7 protein-coding genes, 2 pseudogenes and 1 other annotated feature are annotated in these 8,642 nt (G+C 63.4%); of the genes and pseudogenes, 4 read left to right on the forward strand and 5 right to left on the reverse strand.

What is annotated here, in order from left to right; all coding sequences use genetic code 11:
• Positions 1–788 (reverse strand): annotated as a pseudogene (locus NS355_RS18440) (IS3 family transposase); the annotation flags it as partial.
• Positions 418–534 (reverse strand) — a sequence feature (AL1L pseudoknot). It overlaps the preceding pseudogene by 117 nt.
• Before the next feature lie 375 nt (positions 789–1,163).
• On the opposite strand from NS355_RS18440, the gene NS355_RS18445 reads away from it, so the two are divergent.
• The 4 genes from NS355_RS18445 to NS355_RS17410 all read left to right on the forward strand — a co-directional run bounded on the left by NS355_RS18445 (position 1,164) and on the right by NS355_RS17410 (position 4,013).
• A complete protein-coding gene (locus NS355_RS18445; protein WP_084788080.1) occupies positions 1,164–1,376 on the forward strand; it encodes a helix-turn-helix transcriptional regulator in 213 nt (70 codons plus the stop codon).
• A 127-nt stretch (positions 1,377–1,503) separates the two neighbouring features.
• Positions 1,504–2,157, forward strand: coding sequence for a PAS domain-containing protein (locus tag NS355_RS18835; protein ID WP_153008276.1), 654 nt, complete (start codon positions 1,504–1,506; stop codon positions 2,155–2,157).
• 564 nt (positions 2,158–2,721) lie between these two features.
• Positions 2,722–3,306 carry a cell wall hydrolase gene (locus NS355_RS17405; protein ID WP_058746834.1) on the forward strand — a complete coding sequence of 195 codons (585 nt, stop codon included), beginning with the start codon at positions 2,722–2,724 and terminating at the stop codon, positions 3,304–3,306.
• A 194-nt stretch (positions 3,307–3,500) separates the two neighbouring features.
• Positions 3,501–4,013: a MucR family transcriptional regulator gene (locus NS355_RS17410; RefSeq protein WP_058746835.1), complete on the forward strand. Its 513-nt coding sequence runs from the start codon at positions 3,501–3,503 to the stop codon at positions 4,011–4,013.
• 4 nt (positions 4,014–4,017) lie between these two features.
• Here NS355_RS17410 and NS355_RS17415 read toward each other — a convergent pair whose 3' ends face one another.
• The 4 genes and pseudogenes from NS355_RS17415 to tnpA all read right to left on the reverse strand — a co-directional run bounded on the left by NS355_RS17415 (position 4,018) and on the right by tnpA (position 8,443).
• Positions 4,018–5,274, reverse strand: coding sequence for a tyrosine-type recombinase/integrase (locus tag NS355_RS17415; RefSeq protein WP_058746836.1), 1,257 nt, complete (start codon positions 5,272–5,274; stop codon positions 4,018–4,020).
• Between the two features lie 708 nt (positions 5,275–5,982).
• Positions 5,983–7,571, reverse strand: a pseudogene (gene tnpC, locus NS355_RS17420) (IS66 family transposase).
• A 69-nt stretch (positions 7,572–7,640) separates the two neighbouring features.
• Complete coding sequence (tnpB, locus tag NS355_RS17425) at positions 7,641–7,994, reverse strand: IS66 family insertion sequence element accessory protein TnpB (RefSeq protein ID WP_058746837.1); 354 nt, start codon at positions 7,992–7,994, stop codon at positions 7,641–7,643.
• Positions 7,991–8,443, reverse strand: coding sequence for an IS66-like element accessory protein TnpA (tnpA, locus tag NS355_RS17430; protein WP_244489740.1), 453 nt, complete (start codon positions 8,441–8,443; stop codon positions 7,991–7,993). The genes tnpB and tnpA overlap by 4 nt, the downstream gene beginning before the upstream one ends.
• Positions 8,444–8,642: the final 199 nt, after the last annotated feature.

The raw sequence follows: 8,642 nt of genomic DNA on the forward strand, positions 1-8,642 counted from the left end.
CCACCCGACGATCCGACGGGCGTAGGTGTCGATGACGAAGGCGACATAGACGAAGCCGGCCCAAGTCGCGACGTAGGTGAAGTCCGACACCCACAGCAGGTTCTGCGCTGGCGCGTAGAACCTGCGGTTGACGTGATCCAGCGGGCACGGCGCTGCCTTGTCACTCATCGTCGTGCGAACCGGCTTGCCCCGGATAACGCCCTGTAGACCCATATCGCGCATCAGCCGCTCGATGGTGCAGCGGGCGACCGGAAAGCCCTCGCGCAGCATCTGCCGCCACACCTTGCGCACGCCGTAGACCGCGAAGTTCTCGGCAAACACGCGCGCCACCTCGGGCTTGAGAACCTGATCCCGCTGTGCCCGCGCCGACAGGCGCATTGGATCCTGCCGCTGCGCGACACGCTCGAAATACGTCGATGGGGCGATCGGCAAGACGCGGCAGATCGGCTCGACCCCATAGGATTTACGGTGATCGTCGATGAAGGCGATCATCGCCGGAATGGGCGGTCGAGCTCCGCCTGGGCAAAATATGCGGATGCCTTGCGCAGGATCTCGTTGGCCTGTCGAAGCTCGCGGACTTCGCGTTCCAGCGCCTTCATCTTGTCAGCGACCTCGGTCGGAACGCCAGCGCGCTTGCCGCTGTTCACCTCCGCCTTCTTTACCCACTCATGCAGCGTCTGCGGAACGCAGCCGATCTTCTCGGCAATGGAAACCACCGCTGCCCATCGCGATGGGTGGGCGGCAGGAGCGGACCGACAGTCCCGCCAGATAAGGCGGGCTGCACCCAAGGGGCCGAAACGTACGTGGAGGACCGGCGCAGCCGGTTGCAGCACGCCGCGGCGGGACTACAGGGCCGTGACGCCCACCCTCGCCAGACGCGCCCGGCGCGCAACGCCAGCGTGGGGCACCCCACGCTGCCTGCTGACGGTGCGAAGGCCGCACCGTCACCCGTCAGGGATCGAAACCCGCATGGGCCGAGACGGCACGGCTCGGCGCCGCGCCAGCGGCGTAGAGCCCGGTCCTGCGGCATCGCAGGAGACGGCAGCACCCTGCTGTCTGGATGTCCCTCGAAAATGCCGTGAGGACCCTAGCGAGGCCCTACTGCCGATCAGGCAAAAGCAGGACCTTGGCGGTTCCCATCCCAAGAGCCGCGAGGTAATGCCATGTCCGCCAACCCAGACCGCATCCTGCGTCTGAAGGCCGTCCTCGACGAGACCGGGCTTTGCCGATCCACGCTTTACCGCAAGATGGCCAACGGCACCTTTCCAAAGAACATTCAGCTCAGCACGCGCTGCGTAGGATGGCGTGCCTCAGCCGTCGAAGAATGGCTACGCAATCCGATGTTGTACCATGTTGATGATCATCCTTCCCAATGACTACACGTTGTTCTTTCGTCGCTAACGTCATAGCAGCTGACGACACAACATTGTTTATTGACTTAAGAAAATTTGGTATGCCACCCTGTTAAGAAGCGGAAGCATTCTCAGTCGGGATTCATCGGATATGCCAACGGCGCATTGCGTCTCCACCACAGATGGCTTCATTCTCGAGGCCGACGCAGGTTTTTTGGAGCTGCTCCGTCGAGGTGAGGATGAGGTGATCGGCATGTCTTATAAGGACATTACCTACCCTGAAGATTTGGGACGTAGCGAAGCAATGCTTGCCTCTTTGATCAAGCGAGCCGCACCAGTCCGATTGCAAAAAAGATATGCACGACCTGACGGCACGACGGTTACCGCCAATGTTTACGTAACTCGCTTCGACAACCCTGACCGCCTTGTCAGCACCCTTTTCTGGAATGAGGAGGGACGCGAACTTCCGCCAGCGCGATTGTGGGAGATGGCGTTACGGGCAAGGCGACTGCGCCAAGTCCGGCAGCAAGAATTTGGCAACGATGTAGCGATGAGCCCGCTCGGCGACATATTGAACTGCATTTATCTGGCAGAAGCCGAAGGACGGGTCGTTGGCCTTGGTGAAATTTCGAGTGAGACCAATCTCTCCCCAGCGGTCTCTGCACGATGGATAAACTATCTGATCAGTCAAGGCGCGATCGAGACCTGCTCGTCAATCAATGAGAATGTGCAATTCACCCAGCTTGGCCTCAAGAAGATGGAACGAGTTCTTTCATCGGGATACGAGGTTCCCTCTTCCGATTAGCGCCTGATCGACCATCTCAATGACGCCTGAAAGATGGGCAGCGGCGACTAGCAGGCCCTGGTCATCCAGCAGCTTCAAAGCTTCCTTGAGAAGCGCATCGGCCTTTTCAAGCTGATCTCGATCGTTGGCGACTTGCAAAGGCCATCTCCATCGCTTTTTCGTATACGCTTAGCAGTTTAGTCAATCGATTGACGACGTAAACGGCAAAAGCATCGATGCGTTAACCATGTTCGTGATTCGAGCGCATCGCTCCGAGTTGGCCTGCCGACCTCCTTGTGAGCAACAAAGTCTCAGCCTGTCCGCCGCGAGTCAACAAGGCGCGACGGTGCCGAGGAGGCTTCGCCTGTGACCGTTCGTCAAGGTCCAAGTGATGGGCTTGTGCGTCGGCTTTTTCGCGAGCGTGCAGTGCCGCCAGGGCCTTGAGCGCATTATCGAGCGCAGCGAGCGCGATCGACGCTGCCTTGCGCCGCTCGCTGCGCTAGCGTGTCGGTGATGGCATCCCGACGAACCTTATATGCCTCCAAAGGCCGACCTCCACAGCGCGACGTTGCCGCAGAGCGCTGGTTGCTGCTGCTCTTCGTCGTGGCAGCCGTCGCAATCGCCGCTGGCCTTTTGGATACCGTCAGCCTTGCCCCCGAGACGAAGCCGCCCAGGAAGATGACGATGGCGCAGGCCCGCGCCTCGAACTCCAGGGTTCCCATCGTCGCTGCTGCGCGCGTCCGCGCAGCGCCCTATCGCTTTCGAGGCGGCCCCGCCGAGCGCGCACAAGCCGTCGACTGCCTAGCCACCGCTGCCCTCTATGAAGTGGGTGACGACCCGCGGGGGCAACGCGCCGTCATTCAGGTCATTCTCAACCGCGCGCGTGCCCCTGGCTTTCCGCGCACCATTTGCGGCGTCGTCTACCAGGGTTTCGACCGGACCACAGGCTGCCAATTCTCGTTTACCTGTGATGGCTCGATCAAGCGGCGCACGAAACATTTCGGCTGGTCCGCAGCGCGACGCGTGGCAAGCGAAGCACTCGCCGGTCACGTCTTCGCCGATGTTGGCCGCGCCACCCACTATCATGCCGACTGGATGGTGCCGTATTGGCGCGATGCAATGACCAAGGTGGCAAAGGTCGACACCCACCTCTTCTATGTACGCCTCTGAGCGGCATCGTTATTTCTGCACCATCATTTTGCATGGTGACGTGATGAAACACATCGGCCGTATATCGGAACAAATCGACGCTTGACGCCGTGTCTTTATTGCTGCTGCAAGACCATTGCTGTGACATGGCCGTTTACGGTTCTCCGGAACCGCGCAGCGCTTTAAATCTCCTGCCACTCCCATCTGGATAGACCATGGCTGACGAAACCATCACCGACACCGCGCATGCGGTCGAACTCGCCACCGAACTGACCATTGCCTGGCTGGGCAATCCCAACACGCGCATCGACGCCGAGCAGGTCCCGGCGTTTCTCGGCAGCATGCACAGCGCCATCCTGAAGCTGGCCAGCGGCGGCGAGGCGGCGTCAGCAGACGCCGTCGACACCACCGAATACACCCCTGCGGTGTCGGTGCGGAAGTCGCTGGCGTCGAAGGACCACATCCTCTCGATGATCGATGGCAAGCCCTACAAGACGCTGCGCCGCCACCTCGCCACCAACGGCCTGACGCCCGAGCAGTATCGCGAGCGCTATAACCTGAAGGCCGACTATCCGATGGTGTCCGAAACCTATTCGGAAAGCCGCCGGGCGATGGCCAAGAAGATCGGTCTCGGCCGCAAGCCGGGTGCCAAGGTGGCAACGACCGCCAAGCCCAAGGGCGTGAAGGCCGCCAAGAACGCTGCGGCTGCGCATCTGTCGGGCGAATAATCGGTCAGGCAGGGCTGCCTTCAAGACAGCCCTGCCTATCACTCTGCTCTAGGCCCAAGGCGTCATCGACCGCTGCCACCGCGTTCAGATGGCTCTGGATGAACCGGGCCCAGTCCTCGAGCATGCGCCGGCGCGGGGAAAGATAAAGCGCAGCGTTATACGCCCCCCTCACCTCGTCACGTTCGACATGGGCGAGTGCCATCTCGATCCAGTCCGGCTGGTAGCATTCCGCTTCATTGGCCCAGGTCGAGGCGAGCCCGCGAAAACCATGCACGGTCTGGCGACCACGATAACCCATTCGGTAGCAGGCATAGATCATCGTATTCTGCGAGATCGGCTGGTCGGGCTTCTCGCCCGCAAAGACATAGTCCGCCGAGCTATAGACCCGTACGTCCTTGAGCAGCGCGACGACCCCCGGTGCCAGCGGCACGACATGCTCACGCGCCATCTTCATGCGCTCGGCCGGCACCCGCCAGACCGGGGACGCACCGTCGAGATCCTCGAACTCGTCCCAACGGGCATGTCGCGTCTCGTTGGTTCGCGCCCAAGTGAGCAGCGTGAACAGCAGCGCCGCGCGGGTCACGGCGCGACGCCGCGGCGTCTCCTCGCCATCATAGCCGTTGATGGCCCGGATCAGCGCAGGCAGCTCGCTGCGGCCAATCCGCGGCATATGCCGGGTGCGCGGCTTGGACTTGAGCAGCTGGCCGAGATGCTCGGCCGGGTCGCGCTCGGCCCAGCCATGCGCGATGGCAAAGCGGTAGACCTGGCTGACATGCTGCTTCAAACGCCGACTGACGTCGAGCGCGCCGCGCGCCTCGACCCGCCGCACCATCGCCAGCACATTGGCCGGCGTGATGACGGACAACCCAAGCTTGCCGAGCACCGGAAAGGCATCACGCTCGAGCCGGGTGAGCAGCCGGGTGGCATGCCCGGCATCGAGCGTGTCGAGGCGGTGGCCATGCCATTTACGCGCCGCTTCCTCGAAGGTCATTTGTGTCCTCGGCTTATTGCCGGCCCCTGGATCATCCCCCTCGCCTAGCACCACTTTGGCCTTGGCGCGGCGCAGCCGCGCCTCTGCCAGCGAGACCGTCGGATAGGCACCAAAGCTCAAGAGCTTTTCCTTGCCGGCATAGCGGTACTTCATCCGCCACAGCTTGGAGCCATTGGGGCGGACGAGAAGGTAGAGGCCTTCGCCGTCGGTGAGTTTATAGTCTTTTGCCCGCTTGGTGGCGTAGCGGACTTCGAGCTCCTTGAGGGCCATGGGGGTATCTCCTGCCGAGGCCGGGATGATACCCACGAAAATACCCCCAAAGGCAAATCGACGTCCTGGCATTCAGAGGCCTCGACTGGGACGCGATGAGAGCCGCTGAGTGAGGGCTAACGTAAGCGTCCGGTCTGAACCGCAGCGGGAAGTCAGAGCGTAGCTATTCAGGAAAGTCGGAGCATGCTCCCATTTGTGCGAAGCCTGCCTGCCATTCTCGGACGACGCGGGTGGGAGGTGGTCCGACAGAGATCACCTTCTCTACAAAGAATGTTCGCGCATAGCTCCCTAGATGACCGTAGGTGCCAGGGCTGACAGTCGCCCTGCCTTCGACGGTAACAGACGCCATTCCAGTGCCGCACACACCTTTCACGGGTGTACTGAGCTGTTTGTCCAGCGCCGGGCTTCGAGGCTGGGTCTGGTTCGGCAAGAACCAAGTTGTTCCCGGTCCCAAGTCATTGGTGAGGAAATTGGACGCCTCATCGCCGGTTATCAGAATGCCTGATACGCGGCGATTTGACCCGAGGATTTTGCACTGAAGGTCCGTTGCTCTCACATATCATGGCCGCGAGAAATTGGGAAAACCAGCCTTGCAGATATGTCGAAGCGTTCCCTCCCGGTCGCGGGTGTAGGCCACCAACAGCGTAAGCATGGCAATACTGAGAATGGCGGCGATGGCGGTTGCACCGCGCCCCAAGTGTCTCCGCGTCACGCAGTCCGGCTCCAGGGTGCGAGCTCGCCGATGCGTTTTGCCGGATGCCCATCGGCGATACGCGTGAGCACGTCGCGCAGCCAAGCTTCGGGGTCGACGAAGTTGAGCCGGGCGGTCTGGATGAGGGTGTAGATCGCCGCTGCCCGCTCGCCGCCCTTGTCGGAGCCGGCGAACAGGTAGTTTTTGCGGCCGAGTGCGACGGGGCGGAGGCAATTCTCGGCGCGGTTGTTGTCCGCCTCCAGCCGCGCGTCGTCGCAGAAACGGGTCAGCGCCTCGCGTCGCTTCACGGCATAGCGGATGGCGTCGGCGAGCGCGCCCTTGCCCGAGATGCGCCGCATGGTGTCCTCGGCCCAGTTGAAGAAGCCGTCCACGCCGACCCTGACGACCTGGCGCCGTTCGAGCCGGTCCTCTAGCGGCAGCCCGCGCCCCAGCTCCTCAGCTTCGTATATCAGGTCGATCATGCTGACGCCGGTGCGCGCCGTGGTCGAGCCGGTCCCCTTCCACACGTCGTAGATCTTGCGCCGGACATGCGCCCAGCACGCCACCTCGACGATAGGACCGGGTTGTCTCCGTCCATCGTACAACTGGTCGTAACCGGCATAGCCGTCGGCTTGCAGGAAGCCGCTGAAGCCAGCGAGGTGCGAGCGCGGTCGCTCACCCTTGCGGTCGGGCGTGTAAAAGTAGGCAGCAGCTGGCGGGCCGATGCCCTGCCAGCCCCGGTCGTCGCGGACGTACACCCACAGCCTGCCGGTCTTGGTCTTGCCGCTGCCCGGCGCCAGCACGGGGACCGGCGTGTCGTCGGTATGGATTTTGTCGGCCGCGAATACATGCGCGCGGATGTGGTCGACCAACGGCTGGAGTAGCCAGCTGACCTGCCCGACCCAGTCCGCCATGGTCGAGCGGTCGATGTCGACGCCCTCGCGCGCGTAGATCTCCGCCTGCCGGTAGAGCGGCAGATGGTCGACGTACTTGGACACCAGCACGTGCGCGAGCAGGCCGGGACCGGCCTTACCGCGTGGAATGGGCAGCGCCGGAGCCGGCGCCTGGGTGATGGCGTCGCAACGCTGGCAGGCGAGCTTGGTGCGGACGTGGCGCACGACCTGGAAGCGGCCGGGCACATACTCCAGCACCTCGGTCACGTCCTCGCCAAACGCCGACATCGTCCCGCCGCACGCGCCGCAGCCGTCGGCATGCGGAGCGGCGTGGACGACCTCGTGGCGCGGCAGATGGTCGGGCAATGGCAGGCGCTTGGGCTTGCGCTTCTCGCGGGCGGGTGGCGGTACGCCCGCGTCGGCGGACGCGCTGGTCGCCTCGGCCTCGACCGTCTCCAGTTCCTCTAGCCGCAGCTCCAGTTGCTCGATCTCGCGGGTGACCGCTCGGACGACTAGCCGAACTGCATACGCCTGAGCCGCGCCAGCTGGACCTTGAGCTTCTCGATCTCCAGTGCGGTGAGCTGGATGGTCGCCTTGGCCGCACGGAGCTCGGCCGCGGTGCTGGCCAGCTCCGCAGCAGTGGCTGCGTGTTGGGCCTGCAACGCCTGTGCGAAGGCGCGCAGCTCGTCCGGGTTGGAGGGGAGATCGACCATCGCCAGCGACATGGCCCATCCTACCATCGGCCCGACTCACGCCAAGCGAAAAGGACGGAAAAGCGCCGTTCAGACCAGCGTCGGCGCGGTCACCGGAGCCGGCGCCACGGTGCGCCGCCAGTCGATGCCCTCGATAAGCAGCGCCAGTTGCGCGGGGGTGAGCACGATGCCGCCGTTGACCAGTGGCGGCCACACGAACCGGCCCTTCTCCAGCCGCTTGGCGAACAGGCACATGCCCGAGCCGTCCCAGTAAAGCGCCTTCAGATAGTCGCCGCGCTTGCCCCGGAACAGGAACAGATGACCCGAGTACGGATCGGCGCCGAGTACCTGGCTGGCAAGCGCGGTCAGCCCGTCGAAGCCCTTCTGCATGCTGACCGGCTTGCAGGCGAGATACACCTTGGTGCCCTGCGCCAACGCTATCACGCCGCATGCCCCAGTGCCCGCAGCACGCGAGCAAGCGCCTTCTCGTTGACATAGCTGTCGACCGACAGGCGGACACCGCTGGCCAAGTTGATGTCGATACTGCCCGGTCGCGTCCCTGGATGCGGGCGAACAAGGTCTTCCGCCGTTGCCGCAGATGGCGACGGCTTGGCGGGTGCCGGTGCAGGCGTGGCCGGCGTCAGCGCCATACTCGGTTCAGTCGGAACGACGTCCGTCACCACGCCATACGAGATGAACTGCAGCGGCTCGCTGACGATGCTCGCCGCCTTACGCTGCGCCGAGCGCCAGTTGTAGATGAGACTCTCCGCGATGCCGAGCCGCCGCGATACCTCGCGCACCGTCACGCCCGGCGCCGACGCCTCGGCGACCACCGCCGCCTTCTCCGCCTCGCTGTAGGTGCGCCGGCGCTCCGTCCGGGTGATGACCTCCATCCGCCCCATCTCCTGACCTCCTTCTGGACTCCAGAAGGAGACCACCACAGGTCCGGACATCGGCGGCTACGCCGCACGCGACAACACGCGGCTCACCGGACGCTTACGGGCTAACTTGCGGAAAAAAGACACAAAAAACCGCCTCGGGAAATCCTGAGACGGCTTGGGTATTAGAAGTATGGTTGCGGGGGCAGGATTT

This window comes from Sphingomonas yabuuchiae, assembly GCF_001477495.1.
Taxonomy (GTDB): Bacteria; Pseudomonadota; Alphaproteobacteria; order Sphingomonadales; family Sphingomonadaceae; genus Sphingomonas; species Sphingomonas yabuuchiae_A.